Consider the following 20,890-nt stretch of genomic DNA (forward strand, 5'->3'; position numbering starts at 1 on the left):
ACCCCCCTCTTCCACGGCGCACCACACGAGAGCCCCCAGCGCGCCCCATCCCGGCGAACGGGGGCTTTCGTGCGTCCGGATACGGCTCAGCGGTCGCAGACCCGCATCTCGAACCAGGTCGTCTTGCCGCGCGGGGCGAGGTCGACGCCCCAGCGGTCGGAGAGCTTGTCGACGAGGAAGAGGCCGCGCCCGCTGGTGTCGAGCTCGTGGACCGGCATCAGACACGGCAGGCCGCGGGACGGGTCACGGACCTCGATGCGGATCCAGCCGCGGCGGCGCAGCATCCGCAGGGCGAAGACGCGGGCCCCGGTGTGGCGCACCGCGTTGCCGACGAGCTCGGAGACCAGCAGCACCGCGTGCTCGGCGATCTGCGGCGTGAGCGACCACTGGCGCAGCACGACCCACTGGGTGAGCCGCCGCGCGATCGCCGCGGACTCGGGCCGGGACGGCAGCCGTACGTCCTCCTCGGCCGGGTTCCCGAACAACTCCAGCGCTTCCGCCGCCTGTTCGTCCTCGACGGCCGCCGGCCACCGTGCGGCGCCGGTCCCGCCGCGCTGCCGCGGTTGTTCCACACCTTCCAGGCCCGCCATGCCCCCCATCATGGCCGCACGGACCGACCGGCGTGGCCGTTCCGGCGGATTGGGGCCCCGAAGGGCCCCGGTTTCCCGGTCAGACGAACTTCGCCTTGCCCGGGCCCTCCTCGACGAAGCTGCGCATGCCGCGCTCGCGGTCCTCGGTCGCGAACAGGCCCGCGAACCAGGTGCGTTCGATGGCGAGGCCGGTGTCGATGTCGGTCTCGAGGCCCTGGTCGATCGACTCCTTCGCCGCGCGCAGCGCGATGGCGGGGCCCTGGGCCAGCTTGGCGGCCCAGGCGTGCGCCTGCTCGTAGACCTCGGCGGCCGGCACGACCCGGTCGACCAGGCCGAGCGCGAGCGCCTCGTCGGCCTTCACCATGCGGCCGGTGAAGATGAGGTCCTTGGCCTTGGAGGGGCCGACGAGACGGGACAGGCGCTGGGTGCCGCCGGCGCCCGGGATGAGGCCGAGCAGGATCTCGGGCTGGCCCAGCTTGGCGTTGTCGGCCGCGATCCGGTAGTCGGCGCACAGCGCCAGCTCACAGCCGCCGCCGAGCGCGTAGCCGGTGACGGCGGCGACGACCGGCTTGGGGATGCGGGCGACCGCGGTGAAGGAGTCCTGGAGCGCCCGGGACCGCTTGACCATGGCCGCGTGGTCCATGACCTGCATCTCCTTGATGTCCGCGCCGGCCGCGAACACCTTCTCGCCGCCGTAGAGGATCACGGCCCGCACGTCGTCGCGGTCGGTCGCCTCCTCGGCCAGCTCGCGCAGCCGGTCCTGGGTGGCGATGTCCAGGGCGTTCATCGGGGGACGGTCGAGGCGGATCGTGCCGACGCCTTCGGCGACTTCGAGGTTCACAGTCATGGCACGAGGTTAGCCGCCGTTAACGACGCGGGCCCCGGTGCTGTTGGTCACAGCACCGGGGCCCGCGCCGAGGCGTCGTACGGGTGTTACGCCGTCCACTCCGACCAGGACATGTTCCAGCCGTTGAGGCCGTTGTCCGGCTGGATCTGCTTGTCCCGCGAGTTCTTCACGATGACGACGTCGCCGATGAGCGAGTGGTCGTAGAACCAGGCGGCGGGCGTCGAGCTGTCGCCGGCGCCACGGGCGTCGCGCAGGCCCACGCAGCCGTGGCTGACGTTGGCCGAGCCGAAGGTCGAGGCCGAGGCCCAGTAGTTGCCGTGCACGAAGGTGCCCGAGGTGGACAGGCGCATCGCGTGCGGCACGTCCTTGATGTCGTACTCGCCGCCGAAGCCGACGGTGGCGCCGTTCATGCGGGTCACCTTGAACTTCTCGCTGATGACCATCTGACCGTTGTACGTGGTCGTGGACGGCGCGCCCGCGGTGATCGGCATGTTCTTGATGATCTTGCCGTCGCGCTCGATCTTCATGGTGTGCGCGGCGGCGTCCACCGTGGAGACCTGGCGGCGGCCGATGGTGAAGGTGAAGGTCTTCTTCTGCTTGCCGTAGACGCCCGGGCGGCCCTCGACGCCGTCCAGGTTGAGCTTCACGGTCACCTTGGTGCCCGCGGCCCAGTACTCCTTGGGGCGGAAGTCGAGCCGGTCGTTGCCGAACCAGTGGCCCTCGATCTCGACGGCCGGCTCCGCCGTCACCTTGATGGCGCGCTCCACGGCCTCCGGGTTGGTGATGCCCCGGGTGAAGTTGACCGAGACCGGCATGCCGACGCCGACGGTCTGGCCGTTCTCCGGCGTGTAGTGGCCGATGAAGGTGTTCTTCGGGGTGAGGGTGGAGAAGGTGGTGTCCTTCGCCGACTCACGGCCGTCCGCGTCCTTGGCGATCGCGTGCACCTTGTACTGGGTGCTGGCGGCCAGGTGGCCGACCGGCTCCCAGCTGCTGCCGTCGGCGGCGATCTTGCCCTCGACCGCGTTGCCCTCGCTGTCGGCGACGGTGACCGTGGTCAGCCGGCCCTGTTCGGCCGTCACCTTGAGCGCGCCGCTGGTGGCGACCGCGTCGGCGCCGTCCTTCGGAGCGATCGTCACGACGGCCTGGGAGGCCGTGATTCCCTGCTTTCCGCCGGAGCCCGTCCCCGCCTCGCCGTCCTTGCCGCCGGCGTTCGTACCGCCCCCGCCGCCACAGGCGGTCAGGACGAGAAGCAGCGTTCCCGTCGCCAGGGCGCCCAGGCGGGCGCCACGGCGGCGTCGTCCGGCGGTCGCCCCGGATACCGGCTGCCCGTTCACTATGGTTTTCTCCCCTCGCACGACCCCGGCACCGCCCGGGCCCCACCCCCGTGCGCATCCTCCCGCGCACACGGCGTTAGATAATCACACCGCAGGACACGAAAGTTCCTCGCGCATGTCACTGTTCCGTCGCAGTTGGCGTGATAGGGAGACTGAAAGGGCCTCAGTCCAGCGCGGACCCCGCCTTCCAGCGGCTCCACTCCATGTTCCAGCCGCCGAGCCCGTTGTCCGGGGCGACCTGCTTGTCGCGCGAGTTCACCACCTCGACCACGTCTCCGACGAGCGTCCGGTCGAAGAACCAGCCGGCCGGCGTGTCCGCGCCGCCGCCCTTCACGTCCCGCAGTCCCACGCAGCCGTGGCTGACGTTGGCCGAGCCGAACGTCGACGGCGAGGCCCAGTAGTTGCCGTGCAGGAAGGTGCCCGAGTCGGTGAGCCGCATCGCGTGCGGCACGTCCTTGATGTCGTACTCGCCGCCGAAACCGACCGTCCGCCCGTCCATCCGCGTCACGTCGTACAGCTCCGTGACCACCATCTTGCCGTTGTACGTGGTGTTCTTCGGCGCCCCGGCCGTGATCGGCAGGGTGGTGAGCGGCTCGCCGTCCCGGCGGATCTCCATGGTGTGCTTCTCCGCGTCGACCACCGAGACCTGCGAACGGCCCACGGTGAAGCCGACCGTCTTGCGCTGGATCCCGTACACGCCCGGCGCGCCCTCGACGTCGCGCAGCGCGAGCTCGACGCTCACCCTGGTGCCCGGCCGCCAGTACGTGGCGGGGCGGAAGTCGAGGCGGTCCCTGCCGAACCAGTGGCCGGCCACCTCCACCGGCGGGTCGGAGGTGACCCGGATGGCCCGCTCCACCTCCGCGCGGTTCTCGATCTCCCGGTTGAAGGAGAAGGACACGATCATGCCGACGCCGACCGTGGAACGGTTCTCCGGCTTGAAGTAGCCGATGAAGCGGTGCTCGGGCACCACCGTCGTGAAGGTGGTGTGCCGGGCCGAGCGGCGGCCGTGGGCGTCCAGCGCGACCGCGTCCACGCTGTACTTGGCGGCGAGCGCCAGCCGGCCGGGCGGCCGGGGCCGCCAGCGCAGCCCGTCCGCGGAGATCTCGCCCGCCACCTCCGTCCGCTGCGCGTCCTCCACCTGGACGACCGTCACCCGCTCCAGGCGCCCGCTGTCGACCCTGACCTCCAGGGGCCCGTCGGCGGGCACCCCGCGGCTGCCGTCCTCCGGGCTGACCCGGATCACGTCGCCCGGGGCCCGGGCCTTCCCCGGGAGATCGAGGTCGATGCCCGCGCTCCCGCCGCCGGATCCGGTGCAGCCCGCGAGGCCCACGAGGAGCCCCGCCACGGCGAGCGCGAGCCCCGCCCGCTTCAGTACGTGTGTCACGCCCGGACCAACGACGGCCCCCCTCCAGGGGAAACGTGCGTGCGGGTCATGTTGGGAGCCCGGCCGGGCGGGCAGAACAGGGAGGAGGACCACGTGCGGGGAGCGGCGGCCGGGACGCCCCGCTCCGGCACGGGAGAGCCGCGGGAGGCCGGGACGGTGTCGAGCGCAGCCGAGCAGGACGCGGTACGTGAGCATGCCCGCGCCCCGGAGGGGCGGCCGGGCGGCCCACCGGTGTGGCCGGGGGCGCCGACGCCGCTCGGCGCCCGGTGCCGGACCGGGCCCGACGGGATCGCGGGCACCAACTTCGCGCTGTGGGCGGGCGGGGCGGAGGCGGTCGAGCTGTGCCTGTTCGACGCCGACGGCACCGAGACCCGGCTCGCGCTGAGCGAGCTGACCCACGAGATCTGGCACGGTTTCGTGCCCGGCGTCGGCCCCGGGCAGCGCTACGGCTACCGGGTGCACGGCCGCTGGGACCCGTGGACCGGCGCCCGGTGGAACCCGGCGAAGCTGCTCCTCGACCCGTACGCGCGGGCCGTCGACGGCGACTTCACGCTGCCGCCCGAGGTGTACGGACACGTGCGCGACTGGCCCCAGCAGCACGTCGCCGACACCGTCCGCGACGAGCGGGACTCCGCCCCGTACGTGCCCAAGGGCGTGGTCGTGCGGGACGACGACGACTGGTCCGACGACCGCAGGCCCAAGACGCCCTGGCCCGACTCGGTCATCTACGAACTGCACGTCAAGGGCTTCACCGCCCGCCACCCGGGCATCCCCGAGCACCTGCGCGGCACCTACGCGGGCCTCGCGCACCCGGCCGCGGTCGAACACCTCGTACGGCTCGGCGTCACGGCCGTCGAGCTGCTGCCGGTGCACCAGTTCGCGCACGAGGACCACCTGCTGCGCCGCGGCCTCACCAACTACTGGGGCTACAACTCCATCGGCTACTTCGCGCCGCACGCCGGCTACTCGTCCAGCGGCACCGCCGGGCAGCAGGTCGGCGAGTTCAAGCGGATGGTGCGGGCGCTGCACGCGGCCGGCATCGAGGTCATCCTCGACGTCGTCTACAACCACACCGCCGAGGCCGGCGAGCTCGGGCCCACCCTGTCCCTCAAGGGCATCGACAACCGCGGCTACTACCGGCTCCAGTCCGACGCCCGCCGCTACGCCGACTACACCGGCTGCGGCAACACCCTGCACGTGGTGCAGCCGCAGGTGCTGCGGCTCATCACCGACTCGCTGCGCTACTGGGTGACCGAGATGGGCGTGGACGGCTTCCGCTTCGACCTGGCGGCGGCCCTCGCCCGCTCCTTCCACGACGTCGACATGCTCTCGCCGTTCCTCGCCGTCATCGCCCAGGACCCGGTGCTCCGCCGGGTCAAGCTGATCGCCGAGCCGTGGGACGTCGGCAACGGCGGCTACCAGGTCGGCGCCTTCCCGCCGCTGTGGACCGAGTGGAACGACCGCTACCGCGACGCCGTCCGCGACTTCTGGCGCGGCGCCCTGCCCGACGTGCGCGACCTCGGCTACCGGCTGTCGGGCTCCAGCGACCTCTACGCCTGGGGCGGGCGCCGCCCGTACGCCTCCGTCAACTTCGTCACCGCCCACGACGGCTTCACCCTGCGCGACCTCGTCACCTACGAGCGCAAGCACAACGAGGCCAACGGCGAGGGCAACCGGGACGGCACCCACGACAACCGCTCCTGGAACTGCGGCGCCGAGGGCGAGACCGACGACCCGGCCGTCAACGCGCTGCGCCGGCGCCAGCTGCGCAACCTGATGACCACGCTGCTGCTGTCCACCGGCGTGCCGATGGTCGTCGCCGGCGACGAGATGGGCCGCACCCAGGGCGGCAACAACAACGCCTACTGCCAGGACAACGAGATCGGCTGGCTCGACTGGTCGCTGCCCGAGGACCCGGGCCGCGCCCAGCTGCTCGCCCTCACCCGCCGCCTCCTCGCCCTGCGCCACCGGCACCCGGTGCTGCGCCGCCGGGCCTTCTTCTCCGGCCGCCCGCAGCGCGCGGACGGACTGCGGGACCTGGCCTGGTTCACCGCCGAGGGCGCCGAGATGACCGAGGCCGACTGGTACGCCCCGGCCGCCACGCTCGGCCTCTACCTGTCCGGCCGCGACATCCCGGGCCGGGACGCCCGCGGCGAGCGGGTCACCGACGACAGCTTCCTCGCGGTCCTGCACGCCGGCCACCGCGCGGTCGACTACCACCTGCCGGGCCCGCCGTGGGCCCAGTCGTACGAACTGGTCGTCGACACCGCCCGCGAGGACCAGGCGACCGCCCCGGGCACCGTCCACCAGGGCGGCGGGACGCTCACCGTGGCGGGGCGGTCGGTGGTGCTGCTGCGGGTGAGTGGTTAGGCCGGTTCTTTCGGATCAGGCCGGCCTGGAGGTCTCCACGAGGCAGGTGTAGTCGCCCTCGATGTCGACGTCGGGACCGAGGTAGGCGGAGGAGGTGGTGGCCTGCCCGTACGTGGTGAACCGGCCGGCGGGCCGCCCGTCGGCGATCCATGCCCGCGGGGCCGAGCGGTAGGCGGCCTCGCACCGGTCCTGGGCCTCGCGGACGGCGACGCCGCCCGGGTCGCCCTGGACGGTCGTCTTGAACCTGACGTGCCCGAAGACCCTGAGGTCGGCCCGCGCGCCGCAGGGGACGACCCGGACCAGGGCCAGGGTGCCGAGGCCCGTGTCGAGGGAGGCGCAGGCGCCCGGCCGCACCGCGTGCACGTCCGTCAGGGCCTTCGCGGCGTCCAGGGACTTCGCGGCGGCGGGCGGCGGCGGCACGGGTGTCCTCCCGTGACCGGAGAGCGTGTACACGGCGCGCAGCGAGGTCACCCCGGTCAGGAGGTGCCCGTCGTGCAGCAGCTTGAGCGCCGGCGCGTAGTCGGCGGTGGCCCTGACGAGCCGCCCTTCGGCGTCGAGGACGACGGTCGTCCGGACCGGTCCGGGCGCCTGCCGCGCGCTGTCCTGGCCGATGTCGAGCCCGTTCGGCAGCGCCACGGAGGCGAAGGTGAGCGGAACGACCTGGTAGGTGCGGCTGCCGTCGGCGCCCTTCACCGGCGCCTTGCCCGCGTCGGCGACGCTCACGACCTCGGCGAGCGTCCGTCCGTACGGCGCGCTGTCGCCGGCCCGCTGGAGGGCGCCGCCCATGAGGTCGACGATCTCGCCGGAGGCGGCGGAGGAGTAGCGCAGCCAGTCGCCGTCCGCGGTGCGGTAGAAGACCTCGTTGTGGGAGACGGCGAAGGTCTGCGGCCTGCGCGACCCCTCGGGCTCACCGCCCAGCTCGCGCGCCGCGTCCGCAGGGAAGCGGCGTGGGATCTCGACCGTCCGCTCGGCCCGCGCGGTGTCCTTGGCGTAGTCCTGCACTCCGGTCACCCGCTCGACGGCGGTGCCCTTGGCGGAGCCGTAACTGAGCGTCCAGGTGAAGGCGGCGGGGCCGGCCGCGGCCGTGGCCCGGCTCGCGGCGGACAGCTGGTCGCCGAGCCGCACCGAGAAGACGGGCGTCGCCGTCGGCGACGGCGTCGAGGGCGCGGCCGCCGCCGTGCCGCCCCGGCCGCCGGCCTGGCAGCCCGTCAGGACCGTCAGGGCCGTCACGGCCGTCAGCAGCCACGGCAGCGCCGGCGCGGCGGCGCGCCGCCGCCTCGTCCTGGAGTCGTTCATGTCCCCGCCCTCGTCCTCCCGCCCCCCGGGCGATCGATCGGGATCCTACGGGGCGCGTCGCCTGCCGGACGCGGCGGTCAGGCGGCCCGGCCGCGGCCGCCACCGGCGGTGGCGGCCGTGGCCGGAAAACCACATGAGCGATGTCAGGGGTGAACCCTAGGCTCGGACCTGATGCCCGAAAAACATGCACCCACCAAGGACATGCCGCCGGAGCCGGCGCAGCCCGTCGGCGAACGCTCCACCGTGCGCTCGCTGCTGCGCCTGTGGCCGTACCTCCGGCCGGTCCGCGCCCGCTGGTTCACGGCCGCGTTCGTCGCCGTCGTCGCCTCCCTCCTCTCGCTCGTCATCCCGCTCGTCCTGAAATGGCTGGTCGACGGCCCGGTCACGGACGGCGACACCGCCGGAGTGTGGCTCGGCGCGCTGTACCTGCTGCTGCTCGGCATCGCCGAGGCCGGGCTCTTCGGTCTGCGGCGCTGGCTGGTGGCCCGGCCGCTGTCCGGCGTGGAGGCGGGCATGCGGGCGGCGCTCTACCGGCGGCTGCAACGGCTGCCGATCGCCTTCCACGACCGGTGGGCGTCCGGCCAGTTGCTGTCGCGCGCCACCACGGACCTGATGATGGTCCGCCAGTTCCTGGCCTTCCCGCTGACCTTCCTGCTGGTCAACGGCGTGACCATCCTGGCGGGTTACGCGGTGCTGCTCGCCCAGGACTGGACGCTGGGCCTGGTGCTGCTGACGCCGGTCGCGCCGTTGGTGATCCTCTGCTCGGTCTTCGAGCGGCGGTACGCGGTGGTGGCGCGGCGGTCGCAGGACCAGGTGGGCGACCTCACGACGGTCGTCGAGGAGAGCGTGCTCGGCATCCGGATCGTCAAGGGCTTCGGCCGCCACCGCAGTCAGGCGGCGGCCTTCCGGACGCTGGCGGAGCTGCTGCGCGGCACGGAGCTGGTCAAGGCCCGGCTGCTCGCCGGGATCTGGGCGCTGATCACGCTGCTGCCGGAGCTGGCGGTGGGCGCGGCGCTGGTGCTCGGCGCGGTGCGGGTGGCGGACGGCGAGCTGTCGGCGGGCACGCTGGTGGCGTTCCTGTCGACGGCGCTGGCGCTGCGGTGGCCGGTGGAGTCGATCGGGTTCCTGCTGGCGCTGAGCCAGGAGGCGGCGACGGCGACGCAGCGGTACTTCGAGGTGATGGACGCGGCCGAGGAGACGGACCCAGGGAGCGACCCGGAGAGCGACCCGGAGCCGGAGCCCGCGCCGAAGGCGGCCGTGGCCCGGGCCGGGGCCGCGGACGGGGTGCGGTTCGAGGGCGTCACCTTCCGCTACCCGGACGCTCCGGCCGACGCGCGGCCCGTGCTGGACGGCGTGAACCTGCACATCCGGCCCGGCGAGACGATGGCGCTGGTCGGCGCGACGGGTTCCGGCAAGACCACGCTCACCGCGCTCGTACCGCTGCTGCACGAGCCGACCGGCGGCCGGATCCTGCTCGACGGCGAGGACGTCACGCTGATGCCGCGGGAGCGGCTGCGGACGCTGGTGTCGGTGGCGTTCGAGGAACCGACGCTGTTCTCGGCGAGCGTCGGCGAGAACGTCCTCATGGGCGCCGGGCCCGACGCCGCCGAGCCGGAGCTGCGGCGCGCGCTCGCCGTCGCCCAGGCGGACGGCTTCGTCGGCCGGCTCCCGGACGGCACCGCGACCCAGGTGGGCGAGCAGGGCCTGAGCCTCTCGGGCGGCCAGCGCCAGCGGCTCGCGCTGGCCCGGGCGGTCGTCGGCCGGCCGCGCTTCCTGGTCCTCGACGACCCGCTGTCGGCGCTGGACGTGCACACCGAGGCCCGGGTTGAGGCGGCCCTGCGCGAGGTGCTGCGCGACACCACGGCCCTGGTGGTCGCCCACCGCCCGTCCACGGTGCTCCTGGCCGACCGGGTCGCGCTGCTGTCCGGCGGCCGGATCACGGCGGTCGGCACCCACCACGAACTGCTGCGCACCAGTGGCGAGTACGCCTGGCTGATGTCCGGAGAGCGGGAGGACGAACGATGACGGACGCGGACACGGACACGGACGCGGGCGCGGCCACGGGGGCGGGCGCGGACACGGCCTCGGCGCCGGCACCCACGCCGGCACCGGCCGAGGAGCGGGCGGGCGGGCCGGGCGGGCCGGGCGGGTCCGGTGGCGGCGATCCCTTCGACCGGGACGACCTGCCGGCCGCGCCCGGGGCCACCGGGCGGCTGCTGCGGTCGCTGCTCGCCGCGCACCGGTGGCGGGTGGTGCTGGGCGCGGTCGTGCTGCTCGTGCAGCAGGGCGCCCTGCAGGCGGGGCCGTTGCTGGTGGCGTACGCGATCGACCGGGGCGTACCGGCGCTCCGGGCGGGCGGGTACGGGCCGCTGGTGGCGGTGGCCGTGGGATACGTGGCGTGCGCGGTGGCCGGCGGGCTGCTGCAGTACGCGTTCGTGCGGGTCGCGGCGCGGGTCAACCAGGACGTGCTGCTCGATCTGCGCGGGCGGATCTTCCGGCACGCGCAGGCGCTCAGCGTGGACTTCCACGAGCGCTACACCTCGGGCCGGCTCATCTCCCGGTCCACCACGGACGTGGAGTCGCTGCGCGAGCTGCTCTCCGAGGGCCTGCAGGAACTCATCGGCGTGGTGCTGTCGTTCGTCACGATCTCGGTGATGCTGCTGTGGCTGGATCTGGGCATCGGCGCGGTCGCGGTGGCTTCCTTCGGTCCGCTGTACCTGCTGGTGCGCAGCTACCGGCGGCGCTCGGCGGTGGTCTTCTCGGAGCGGTCGACGGCCGTCGCCGCCGTGATCGTGAAGTTCGCGGAGACGATGAACGGGATCCGGCCGGTGCGGGCGTTCCGCCGGGAGCGGGCCAACAACGCCGAGTTCGCGGCGCTCAACCGCAGGCACGAGCGCAGCAACGGCGACGCGCTCCTGGAGATGGCCCGCTACGTGGTCGGCTCGCGGCTCGTCGCCAACACGGCGGTGGCCGGAATGTGCCTGTGGGGCGCGTGGCGGGTCGCGGACGGCACGCTGGAGCTCGGCGTGCTCGCGGCGGCGGTGCTGTACGTGCGGCGGCTGTACGACCCGATCGACCGGCTCGGCATGTTCCTCAACTCCTACGAGTCGGCGGCCGCCTCGCTCACGAAGATCGCCGGCCTGCTCGCCCAGGAGCCGGGCGTCCCGGAGGCGGCGTCGCCGCGCGAGCTGCCGGCCCGGCCGGGCGACGCGGGGCCCGGGCGCGAGGTGGTCTTCGAGGGCGTCCGGTTCGCCTACCGGACGGGCGGCGAGGTGCTGCCGCGCCTCGACCTGACGATTCCGGCCGGGCAGACGGTCGCGGTGGTCGGGGCGACGGGTGCGGGCAAGTCGACGCTGGCGAAGCTGCTGGCCCGCTTCTACGACCCGACGGAAGGCCGGGTGCTGCTGGACGGTGTCGATCTGCGGGAGCTGTCGACGCCCGAACTGCGGCGGGGCGTGGTGATGGTGACGCAGGAGGCGTTCCTGTTCTCGGGGACGGTCGCGGAGAACATCGCGATCGGCCGTCCGGACGCGAGCCGCGCGGAGATCGAGCGGGCGGCGAAGGCGATCGGGGCGCACGACTTCGTCACCGGCCTCCCGGACGGCTACGACACGGACGTCCGCAAGCGCGGCGGCCGCATCTCGGCGGGCCAGCGCCAACTGGTCGCGTTCGCCCGCGCCCTGCTGGCGGACCCGGCGGTGCTGATCCTCGACGAGGCGACGAGCTCCCTGGACGTCCCGGGCGAACGGGCGGTCCAGCACGCGATGAACACGGTCCTGGCCGGGCGCACGGCCGTGGTGATCGCGCACCGCCTCTCCACGGTCGAGGTCGCCGACCGGGTCCTGGTGATGGAGGCGGGCCGGGTGGTCGAGGACGGCTCTCCCGCCGCCCTCGTCACCGGCGACGGCCACTACGCGGGCCTCCACCGGGCCTGGCGGGACAGTCTGGTCGGCTGACCCGACGCCGGTCCGGCCCGGTGGGACCGGCCGCCGGACCGGCCGCCTGTCCCACCGGGCCCGGCCGCCCCGCCTGCCCCGACCGCCCCGCCTGCCCCGGCCGCCCCGCCCGGGTCGCCCCCGGCCGCCCGTCCCGACCGCCCCGCCCGGTCCGCATGGTGGACGCGTGCGAGGCGTCCCGCCGACGCGCGCCGGAGACGGCGCCCGGCGGGGCGGGGTGCGGAACGAGCCACGCCGGGTGGTGCCGGGTCCGAGGGCTTCCGACCGCGTGTTACGCGGGGTTGTCGAGATCGTCAGGAGCGTGCCGGCCCCGGGCGGGGCCGGTGTGCGGCGGGCGGGAGGGCGTACCGGCACGGCCGGTGAAACGTCCGGTTAACGAACAGCAACCTACGGGCAACGGACGATTTCCGGCCAAGTTGTTGACGCGCTCCTGACAGGGGCCGTCCACAACTGCCACTCTCTCCCCGGCTCTTCGCACCAACGTTCCTCGCTTCACCCGTTCGTGCTCCACAGCTCTGTTTGCTCCGCCCGGGCGGTCTCACCCAGCCCCCGGTACCCCCCTCGCAAAAGGAGTCTGCGTGAGATCCACGCCCAGCCGTCGCGCCACCGCGACCGGCGCTCTGATCGCTGCCGCCGCCATGATCGCCGTTGGCGTCCAGACCGGCACCGCCTCGGCCGACAACTCCCTGGGGCTCGCCCCCAAGGCCCAGGCCGCCGGCAAGGCCAACCCCGGCAAGCTGCCGGCCGACCTCTCCCCGGCCCAGCGCACCGCGCTGATCCGCGCCGCCCAGGCGGACAGCGGCGCCACGGCCAAGCAGCTCGGCCTCGGCGCCCAGGAGAAGCTGGTCGTCCGCGACGTCGTCCAGGACCGCGACGGCACGACGTACACGCGCTACGAGCGCACGCTCGCGGGTCTGCCCGTCCTCGGCGGTGACCTCATCGTCACCGAGACCAAGGCCGGCGCCACCACCGGCGTGAACAAGGCCACCCGTGCCGACATCACCAAGGTCGACACCGCGACCGCGACCGTCGCCCCGGCCGCCGCCGAGAAGCAGGCGATCGGCCGCGCGAACGCCGAGGGCTCGAAGTCCACCAAGGCCAGCAGCGCCCCGCGCAAGGTCGTGTGGGCCGCGAACGGCACGCCCGTCCTCGCGTACGAGACCGTCGTCGGCGGCCTCCAGCACGACGGCACGCCGAACGAGCTGCACGTCATCACGGACGCCAAGTCCGGCGCGAAGCTCTTCGAGTGGCAGGCCATCGAGACCGGCGTCGGCAACACGCAGTACAGCGGCCAGGTCACGCTCGGCACGGCCCCGTCGTACACCCTGACGGACACCGGCCGCGGCAACCACAAGACGTACAACCTCAACGGCGGCACCTCCGGCACCGGCACGCTGTTCACCAACAGCACCGACACCTGGGGCAACGGCCTGCCGTCGAACAAGGAGACGGCCGGCGCCGACGCCCACTACGGCGCCGCTCTCACCTGGGACTACTACAAGAACGTGCACGGCCGCAGCGGTATCCGCGGTGACGGCGTCGGCGCGTACTCCCGGGTCCACTACGGCAACGCGTACGTCAACGCCTTCTGGTCCGACTCCTGCTTCTGCATGACCTACGGCGACGGCTCGGGCAACAGCAAGCCGCTCACGTCCATCGACGTGGCCGCGCACGAGATGACGCACGGCGTCACCTCCAACACCGCCAAGCTGGTCTACAGCGGCGAGTCCGGCGGCCTCAACGAGGCCACCTCCGACATCTTCGCCGCGGCGGTCGAGTTCTACGCCAACAACGCCAGCGACAAGGGCGACTACCTCGTCGGCGAGAAGATCGACATCAACGGCAACGGCACCCCGCTGCGCTACATGGACAAGCCGAGCAAGGACGGCGCGTCCAAGGACGCCTGGTACTCGGGCCTCGGCTCGATCGACGTCCACTACTCCTCGGGTCCGGCGAACCACTTCTACTACCTGCTCTCCGAAGGCAGCGGCGCCAAGACCGTCAACGGCGTGAACTACGACTCGCCGACCTCCGACGGCCTGCCCGTCACCGGCATCGGCCGTGACAAGGCCTCGCTGATCTGGTTCAAGGCGCTCACCACCAAGTTCAGCTCCAACACCAACTACGCCGGCGCCCGCACGGGCACCGTCGCGGCGGCGACGGAGCTGTACGGCGCGGGCAGCGCCGAGGTCGCGGCCGTCGAGAACGCCTGGGCCGCCATCAACGTCGGCTCCCGCCCCGGCGGACCCGGCGGCGGCACGGTCTTCACCAACGACGCCGACGTCTCCATCCCGGACAACGGCGCCGCGGTGACCTCGTCCCTGACCGTCTCGGGTGTCGCCGGCAACGCGCCGTCGACCCTCAAGGTGGGCGTGGACATCGTCCACACCTACATCGGTGACCTGGTCGTCGACCTCATCGCCCCCGACGGCTCGGTCTACAACCTGCACAACCGTGCCGGCGGCAGCGCCGACAACATCAACCAGACCTACACCGTGAACGCCTCCACCGAGGTCGCCAACGGCGTCTGGAAGCTGCGCGTCCAGGACAAGGCGTCGATCGACACCGGCTACATCAACAGCTTCAAGCTGACCTTCCCGTAAGCACCGAGCGGGACCGCCTGCCCGAAGTGATCTGACGGACGCCCGGAGGGAACCTTCCCTCCGGGCGTCCGCGCGTCCGCCGCCGAAGAGCGGCAGGGCCGCAGGGCCGCGGGCCGCCTGCTTAGGCTGGAGCGCATGATCAAGGTGCTGCTCGCCGACGACGAGACGATGATCCGGGCCGGCGTACGGGCGATCCTCGCCACCGACCCCGGGATCGAGGTGGTCGCCGAGGCGGGCGACGGCCACGAGGCGGTCGAGCTCGCCCGCCTGCACCGGCCGGACGTCGTGCTCCTCGACATCCGCATGCCCCGGCTCGACGGTCTCGGCGCCGCCGAGGAGCTGCGGCGCGCGGTGCCGGAGACGGCGCTCGTCGTGCTCACCACCTTCTCCGAGGACGCGTACATCGAGCGGGCGCTCGGCAGCGGCGTCAGCGGCTTCCTGCTGAAGTCCGGCGACCCGCGCGAACTGATCGCCGGTGTACGGGCGGTCGCCGAGGGCGCCGCCTTCCTCTCGCCCGCCGTCGCCCGCCGGGTCATCGACACGCTCGGCGGCCCGCGCCTCATCCGCGCCGCCGACGCGCGCACCCGGCTCGCGCCGCTGACCGGACGCGAGCGGGAGGTGGTCGCCCTGGTCGGCGCGGGCCTGTCCAACCAGGAGATCGCCGAGCGGCTCCATGTGGTCGAGGGCACCGTGAAGGCCCATGTGAGCGCCGTCCTGGGACGCATCGGGCTGCGCAACCGGGTGCAGCTGGCGGTCCTCGCGTACGAGGCGGGGCTGGTGCCCGATGCCTGAGCCGGCCGCCGGGCGGGGCGGAGAGCGGGCCGGGCGGCGTGCCGGAGCGTCGCCCGGGGAGCGCGGCCGCGAGCGGGCGTTCGACGTGCTGCTGTGGCTGCTGCTGTGCGTGCCCGTCCTGCTGACGTCCGATCCGAACGACGGCGGCTCGTGGACCCGGGTGGCGGTGGGCGTGGTGCTGCTGGCGGTGTGCACGGCGCTCGCCCGGCGGTGGCCGGTGCTGCCGCTCGCGCTCACGGTCGCGGTCTCGCTGGCCCTGGCGCCGGAGCTGTTCACGCCCTCGTACGTGCCGGCCCTGATCGCCTTCGGCGCGCTCGCGGGACGCCGCCAGGACGACCCGCGCTGGGCCCTCGGGCTGTTCGCGGCGGTGCCGGTGGCGGGCCTCGTGCTCGTCCTGGCGTCCGGCAAGGCGCTGTTCACCTGGTTCGGGCTGCTGCTCTCGCTGGCCCTCGCCGTCGTCGCGCCCTGGCTGATCGGGCGGTACGCGCGGCAGTACGACCGGCTGGTGCGCAGCGGCTGGGAGCTGGCCGACCGGATGGAGCGGGAGCAGGCGGCGGTGGCCGACCGGGAGCGGCTGCGCGAGCGGTCCCGGATCGCCGGCGACATGCACGACTCGCTCGGGCACGACCTGGCGCTGCTCGCGCTGCGGGCGGGCGCCCTCGAACTGGACCCGGCGCTCGGTCCCGAGCAACGGCGGGCGGCCGGTGAGCTGCGCCGGGCGGCGGCGGACGCGACGGGCCGGCTGCGGGACATCATCGGCGTGCTGCGCGAGGAGGACGACGAGGCGTCGGTCGCGCCGGTGGCGCCGCCGGACGAGACGGTGGCCGACCTGGTGGACCGGGCCCGGGCCTCGGGGATGGCCGTGACGCTGGTGGACGCGGCCGAGCCGCCGGCGGAGATGACGGCCCGGGCGCTGCGCCGGGTGGTGCAGGAGGGCCTGACGAACGCGGCGAAGCACGCGCCGGGCGCGCCGGTGGCGGTGACGGTCGAACGGGACGCGGCGCTCGTCCGGGTCCGGGTCACCAGCGGCCCACGCCCGGCATCCTCCGACGGGACGGGCCGCGGCGGCGACGGCCCCGGGCCCGCCGGCGCGGGCGCCGGCCCGGGCGGCACCTCGCCGTCCGGGCTGGCGTCGGGCGGGACGGGGCTGGTGGGGCTCGACGAGCGGGTGCGGCTCGCCGGCGGCTCGCTGCGGCACGGGCCGACCGGCGAGGGCGGCTTCGCGCTGTCCGCCGTCCTGCCGCTCGACCCGCCGGCGCCGCGGCCCGCCGCGCCGCGCTCGGCGCGCGAACTGGACCTGGCGCGGCGGCAGGTGCGGCGGGGCCTCGCGCGGGCGATCTGGATCCCGCTCGCGCTGCTCGCCGCGCTCGGGCTGCTGATGGCAGGCGTCGCCGTGTACACCCAGCACCAGACGTATCTGGAGCCGGAGGACTATGCCCGTATCCGTACAGGACAGTCGCGCGCGGAGATCGCCGCGCACCTCCCGGACCACCCTCTCGACGGCCGGCCCGCCCGTGTCCCGGCCGAGCCGGCCGGGATGGACGAGTGTCTGTACTACCGCTCGGAGCTGCTGGCGGCGCTCCCGGTCTACCGCCTGTGCTTCGTGGACGGGCACCTGGCGGACCGGGCGGAGCTGCCCTGAGCGGGCGGGCCCGGGCTCGGCCCGGCGACCCGGCGGGGACCCGGCGGAGGCTCAGCGGGGGTTCTCGGCGTGGGTGAGGGTCTCCCAGGAGACGAAGTAGTGGTCGCTGCCGGCCGGGCGGCGGGCCTCGGTGTAGATCCCGGTGTTGGTCATGCCGATGCCGAGCCGGTGGTGCAGGGCGTTGTAGCCGACCTCGGTGACCGGCCCGAGACCGGTCCTGAGCGTGCCGCCGCACAGCCAGGACGGGACGGCGGCGCCGTTCTCGTACTTCGTGTGGAAGCCGAGCGCGTGGCGGAGCCGTTCGGAGACCTGCGGGTAGAGGTCCTGGCCCTGGAGGCGGCTGGTCTCGGCGATGTGGACGGCGGCGGCGAGGCCCCATCCGGTGTGGCCGAAGTCGCGGCAGGTCTCCTGGGAGAGCCCGTCGGCGAAGGTGGACTGGCCCTGCCAGTACGTCACGATCTCGTCGCGGGTGTCGATGGAGCTGTTCGGCGGCGGCTTGGGCAGGGCGCCGTCGCTCGCGAGGTAGACGTAGGCGGGCATCCGGCGGAGGTAGGTGGCGACGGCCTTGTCGTAGGCGGCGCGGTCCTCGAGGTGGACGGCGATGCCGAGGGCGGCCTCGGTCATGACGAGTTCCCAGTTGCCGTTCTTGGTGAGGGCGGCGCCGCCGGAGACCTCGGGCAGATACACGGTGCGCAGCATGGTCGCGAAGCGTCCGGAGCCCGGCCAGCCGCCGGGGTAGGTGTGCTTGACGATCTCGGCGGCGCGGGGCCAGGAGGCGCCGGCCCAGCCGCTCTGGAGCGGGGCGTTGGAGTTGGTGTGGTCCTGCAGGACGGCCGACCAGGCGTCCATGATCTCGATCGCCTTCTTCGCGTGGCGGGCGTCGCGGGTGAGGTACCAGGCGAGGGCCTGGGTGTACGCGGCGACGGCGTCCTGGCGTTCGTCGGTGCAGCCGTGGTTGGGGTTGGAGGAGGAGCCGCATTCGACGATCGCGCGCGGCTTGGGCGCCTGGGTGAGCGAGGCGTAGGGGCTTGCCATCATCTGGTCGTACGCGCTCTTCCAGGGTTGTGCACCGGCCTGGACCTGGGCGCGGACGAAGTCGAGCTGGGCGCCGCCGACGAGGACGCCGGGATGGGTGAAGGCGGCGGGCGCCTGCGCCGCGACGGGAGCGAAGGCGGTGGCGGCGGGGGGCGGGGCGGCCGTCGGTGCCGGCGCCGGGGAGGGCGCCAGGAGGAGGGCGAGGGCCGCCGTCAGGGAGAGGACCAGGGTGCGAGGACGCATGTGGGGGCTGCCTTCCGTTCGCTCATGTTCAGCCATGTGAACGCAGGTCGGGAGAATGAACTCCCTGTCGAGCGCGGAACCTAGTGACACCCCATGGACACGTCAAGACCCCGGTCCAGACCATTCGACGCGAGGCCCTCAGCGCATCAGCACACCGGCTCCCTGTCCCGTCGTCTCCACCGGCAGCGCCACCAGACCGAGTTCCGCCGGGTGGTCGAGCAGCGGATGTGTCGGCAGCACCCGGACCGTGCAGCCGAAGGGACCGGTGCGGTCCAGCGAGAGCGCGCCCGCGTACGGCAGCCGTCCCTCCAGGTCCGGGCCGCCCGCCGGCTTGAGGACGCTCGTGCGCGGGTCGAGCAGCCGGTCGTCGGCGTCCACCCGCCCGGTGACGGCCTGCACCTCCACGTCCTCGGGAGCCAGCCCGCCGAGGTCCACCCGCACCCGGACGGCCGGCGTCGCGCCCAGCTCCGCGTCCGCGTCCGCCTCGGCCAGCTCGTCGCCGACCTCCACGTGGTCGACGGACACCTTCGGCCAGGCGGCCCGCACCCGGGCCTTCCAGGCGGCCAGCTCACGGCCCTCGTCGGGGCCGAGCGCCCGGTGCGCGGCGGCCGCCGGGGCGTAGAGCCGCTCCACGTACTCGCGCACCATCCGGTCGGCGAGCACCTTCGGCCCGAGGTCGGCGAGGGTGCGGCGGACCATCGCGGTCCAGCCGCCCGGCACGCCGTCGGGTCCGCGGTCGTAGAAGCGGGGCGCGACCCGGCGCTCGATCAGCTCGTAGAGCGCGGCGGCCTCCAGGTCGTCGCGGCGCTCCTCGTCGAGCGCCGCGGCCCCGTCGGCCGTCGGGATCGCCCAGCCGAAGTCCGGCTCGCACCACTCGTCCCACCAGCCGTCCAGGACCGAGAGGTTGAGGCAGCCGTTGAGCGCGGCCTTCATCCCGCTGGTGCCGCAGGCCTCCAGCGGCCGCAGCGGGTTGTTGAGCCACACGTCGCAGCCCGGGTAGAGACCGCGGGCCATGCCCATGCCGTAGTCGGGCAGGAAGACGATCCGGTGGCGCACCCGCGGGTCGTCGGCGAACCGCACCAGCTCCTGCACCAGCTTCTTGCCGCCGTCGTCGGCCGGGTGCGCCTTGCCCGCCACGACCAGCTGCACGGGCCGCTCGGGATGCAGCAGCAGCGCCCGCAGCCGGTCCTTGTCGCGCAGCATCAGGGTGAGCCGCTTGTACGACGGGACGCGGCGCGCGAAGCCGATGGTGAGGACGTCGGGGTCGAGGACGGTGTCGGTCCAGCCGAGTTCGGCGGCCGCCGCGCCGCGCTGCCGCCAGGAGTCCCGCAGCCGCCGCCGTACGTCCGTCACGAGCCGCTCGCGCAGGGTGCGGCGCAGCTCCCACAGCTCGCCGTCGGAGGCGTCCGGGCCGAGCCGGGCGACCTCGGGAGCGGTCCAGGTGGGCGCGTGGACGCCGTTGGTGACGGAGGTCAGCGGGACCTCGTCGGGATCGAAGCCGGGCCACAGGCCGGCGAACATGGCGCGGCTGACGGCGCCGTGGAGCGTGGAGACGCCGTTGGCCCGGCGGGCGAGCCGGAGGCCCATGGCGGCCATGTTGAAGACGCCGGGCTCGCCGCCGAGCGGCGTCTCGTCGCCGAGGGCGAGGATCCGGGCGGGATCGACGCCGGGCAGCGCGCCGTCCTCGCCGAAGTGGCGGGCGACGAGCGCCCGGTCGAAGCGGTCGATGCCGGCGGGCACGGGTGTGTGGGTGGTGAACACGGTCCCGGCCCGGACGCGCTCCAGGGCGGCGTCGAAGTCCAGGCCCTGGTCCTCGCCCCGGCCGGGGCCATCGCCCGGGCCCGGCCGGCCCAGTTCGCGGATGCGTTCGAGGCCGAGGAAGCCGGCGTGGCCCTCGTTGGTGTGGAAGACCTCGGGCGCGGGCGTGCCGGTGAGCCGGCAGTACGTACGGACGGCACGGACGCCGCCGATGCCGAGCAGCATCTCCTGGAGCAGCCGGTGCTCGCTGCCGCCGCCGTAGAGCCGGTCGGTGACCTCGCGCTCGCCGGGCGCGTTCTCCTCGACGCCCGAGTCCAGCATGAGCAGCGGCACCCGGCCCACCTGGGCGATCCAGATGTGCGCGTGCAGACTGCGCCCGCCGGGCAGGGCGAGCGTCACCCGGGCGGGGCCGCCGTCGGGCTCGCGGAGCAGGGAGACGGGCAGCTCGCCCGGGTCGAGCACCGGGTAGTGCTCCTGCTGCCAGCCGTCGCGGGACAGGGACTGGCGGAAGTAGCCGTGGCGGTAGAGCAGTCCGACGCCGATCAGCGGGACGCCGAGGTCGCTGGCGGCCTTGAGGTGGTCGCCGGCCAGGATGCCGAGGCCGCCGGAGTACTGGGGCAGGGCGGCGGCGACGCCGAACTCGGGCGAGAAGTACGCGATCGAGGCGGGCGGCTCGCCGGGCTGCTGCTGGTACCAGCGGGGCTCGGTCAGATAGCGGTCGAGGTCCTCCGCCGCCGCCCGCAGCCGGCCTAGGAAGTCCTGGTCGGCGGCGAGAGCGGCGAGCCGCCCGGCGTCGATGGCGCCGAGCACCCGGACGGGGTCGGCGCCCTCGGGCCGGTGGCCGCCGGGATCGACGGAGTCGAAGAGTTCACGGGTGGGTTCGTGCCAGGACCAGCGCAGGTTGCGCGCCAGGGCGGCGAGGGGTCGGAGGGGCTCGGGGAGAACGGGGCGCACGGTGAACCGACGGATAGCCTTCACGTGTTCCACCTTCGCAGGCCGTGACGGAGCGGAGTGGAAACACCACGCTGTGCCTCCGCCGA

At 73.9% G+C, this 20,890-nt stretch carries 13 protein-coding genes; 6 read left to right on the forward strand and 7 right to left on the reverse strand.

The window, feature by feature from the left end:
• Positions 1–86 precede the first annotated feature (86 nt).
• From ACIGO8_RS01260 to ACIGO8_RS01275, 4 genes are all read right to left on the reverse strand, one after another.
• Positions 87–590 (reverse strand): ATP-binding protein, encoded by a 504-nt coding sequence (locus ACIGO8_RS01260; protein WP_399722556.1) that lies wholly within the window; start codon positions 588–590, stop codon positions 87–89.
• Between the two features lie 79 nt (positions 591–669).
• Complete coding sequence (locus tag ACIGO8_RS01265; protein WP_399722558.1) at positions 670–1,437, reverse strand: enoyl-CoA hydratase/isomerase family protein; 768 nt, start codon at positions 1,435–1,437, stop codon at positions 670–672.
• An 86-nt stretch (positions 1,438–1,523) separates the two neighbouring features.
• Positions 1,524–2,771: an Ig-like domain-containing protein gene (locus ACIGO8_RS01270; RefSeq protein WP_399722560.1), complete on the reverse strand. Its 1,248-nt coding sequence runs from the start codon at positions 2,769–2,771 to the stop codon at positions 1,524–1,526.
• Between the two features lie 163 nt (positions 2,772–2,934).
• Entirely contained in the window at positions 2,935–4,155 is a 1,221-nt protein-coding gene (locus tag ACIGO8_RS01275) for an Ig-like domain-containing protein (protein ID WP_399722562.1), read from the reverse strand.
• 156 nt (positions 4,156–4,311) lie between these two features.
• Between ACIGO8_RS01275 and glgX the strand changes: the two genes are divergently transcribed.
• Positions 4,312–6,525: a glycogen debranching protein GlgX gene (gene glgX / locus ACIGO8_RS01280; RefSeq protein WP_399724236.1), complete on the forward strand. Its 2,214-nt coding sequence runs from the start codon at positions 4,312–4,314 to the stop codon at positions 6,523–6,525.
• Between the two features lie 15 nt (positions 6,526–6,540).
• On the opposite strand, the gene ACIGO8_RS01285 is transcribed toward glgX, so the two are convergent.
• A complete protein-coding gene (locus ACIGO8_RS01285; RefSeq protein WP_399722564.1) occupies positions 6,541–7,821 on the reverse strand; it encodes a hypothetical protein in 1,281 nt (426 codons plus the stop codon).
• Positions 7,822–7,992: 171 nt separating this feature from the next.
• Here ACIGO8_RS01285 and ACIGO8_RS01290 point away from each other — a divergent pair, with 171 nt between their 5' ends.
• From ACIGO8_RS01290 to ACIGO8_RS01310, 5 genes are all read left to right on the forward strand, one after another.
• The gene (locus tag ACIGO8_RS01290) at positions 7,993–9,846 is read left to right on the forward strand and encodes an ABC transporter ATP-binding protein (protein ID WP_399722566.1); all 1,854 of its coding nucleotides are present in this window, start codon (positions 7,993–7,995) and stop codon (positions 9,844–9,846) included.
• Positions 9,843–11,777, forward strand: a complete 1,935-nt coding sequence (locus tag ACIGO8_RS01295) for an ABC transporter ATP-binding protein (RefSeq protein ID WP_399722567.1) — start codon at positions 9,843–9,845, stop codon at positions 11,775–11,777. The genes ACIGO8_RS01290 and ACIGO8_RS01295 overlap by 4 nt, the downstream gene beginning before the upstream one ends.
• Positions 11,778–12,355: 578 nt before the next feature.
• On the forward strand, positions 12,356–14,380 hold the full coding sequence (locus ACIGO8_RS01300) for a M4 family metallopeptidase (RefSeq protein WP_399722569.1): 2,025 nt from the start codon (positions 12,356–12,358) through the stop codon (positions 14,378–14,380).
• Between the two features lie 135 nt (positions 14,381–14,515).
• Positions 14,516–15,172 carry a response regulator gene (locus tag ACIGO8_RS01305; protein ID WP_399722571.1) on the forward strand — a complete coding sequence of 219 codons (657 nt, stop codon included), beginning with the start codon at positions 14,516–14,518 and terminating at the stop codon, positions 15,170–15,172.
• Positions 15,165–16,814, forward strand: coding sequence for a sensor histidine kinase (locus tag ACIGO8_RS01310; protein ID WP_399722573.1), 1,650 nt, complete (start codon positions 15,165–15,167; stop codon positions 16,812–16,814). The genes ACIGO8_RS01305 and ACIGO8_RS01310 overlap by 8 nt, the downstream gene beginning before the upstream one ends.
• A gap of 51 nt (positions 16,815–16,865) precedes the next feature.
• Here the strand turns inward: ACIGO8_RS01310 and ACIGO8_RS01315 are convergent, their stop codons facing one another.
• Positions 16,866–18,092: an alginate lyase family protein gene (locus ACIGO8_RS01315; RefSeq protein ID WP_399722576.1), complete on the reverse strand. Its 1,227-nt coding sequence runs from the start codon at positions 18,090–18,092 to the stop codon at positions 16,866–16,868.
• A 138-nt stretch (positions 18,093–18,230) separates the two neighbouring features.
• On the reverse strand, positions 18,231–20,828 hold the full coding sequence (gene glgP / locus ACIGO8_RS01320; protein ID WP_399722578.1) for an alpha-glucan family phosphorylase: 2,598 nt from the start codon (positions 20,826–20,828) through the stop codon (positions 18,231–18,233).
• Positions 20,829–20,890: the final 62 nt, after the last annotated feature.

It is taken from the genome of Streptomyces sp. NPDC053493, assembly GCF_044544825.1.
Lineage (GTDB): Bacteria > Actinomycetota > Actinomycetes > Streptomycetales > Streptomycetaceae > Streptomyces.